This is a genomic window from Streptomyces sp. Ru73 (genome assembly GCF_002920575.1).
Taxonomy (GTDB): domain Bacteria; phylum Actinomycetota; class Actinomycetes; order Streptomycetales; family Streptomycetaceae; genus Streptomyces.
The window spans coordinates 1-648 of sequence record NZ_PQSQ01000231.1 but is presented as its reverse complement, the minus strand read 5'-3'; the positions used below and the strand labels follow the sequence as shown (position 1 = coordinate 648).

The 648-nt window shown below is 70.2% G+C and carries 1 protein-coding gene; it reads right to left on the bottom strand.

The genetic code is table 11. From position 1 onward, the window contains the following. Positions 1–638 (bottom strand): biotin synthase BioB (gene bioB / locus C3486_RS36725; RefSeq protein ID WP_146075147.1); only part of this gene is annotated, 638 nt, incomplete at its 3' end. Positions 639–648 lie beyond the last annotated feature (10 nt).

Here is a 648-nt window from a genome sequence, read left to right as displayed (position 1 = left end):
TCCGTCTCGCCCATGCCGGCGATCAGGCCGGAGCAGGCGGACATGCCGGCCGCCTGGGCCTGCTGCACGGTGGCGACCCGGTCGGCGTAGGTGTGGGTGGTGGTGATCTGGCCGTACTGGGCCTCGGAGGTGTTGAGGTTGTGGTTGTAGGCGTCGGCGCCGGCCTCCCGCAGCCGGGCGGCCTGGCCGTCGGAGAGCAGGCCCAGGCAGGCGCAGACCTCCACGCCCTCGTTCTGTTCCTTGATGGCGGAGATGGTCTGCGAGACCCGGTCGACGTCCTTGTCGGTGGGGCCGCGGCCGCTGGCGACCAGGCAGACCCGCTTGGCGCCGCCGGCGACGCCGGCGGCGGCCGCCTTGGAGGCGTCCTCGGGCTTGAGCCAGGTGTACTTGAGGATCTCGGCCTTGGAGCCCAGCCGCTGGGAGCAGTAGGAGCAGTCCTCCGGGCACAGGCCCGACTTGAGGTTGACCAGGTAATTGAGCTTCACCCGCCGCCCGAACCACTGGCGGCGGACCTTGCCCGCCGCCGCCACGACGTCGAGCAGCTCGTCATCGGATGTCGCCAGTACGGCGAGTGCCTCTTCACGGGTCGGCGACTCACGCCGCAGACCCTTCTCCACCAGAGCGTTCAGCAGGTCCATGGCGAAGATC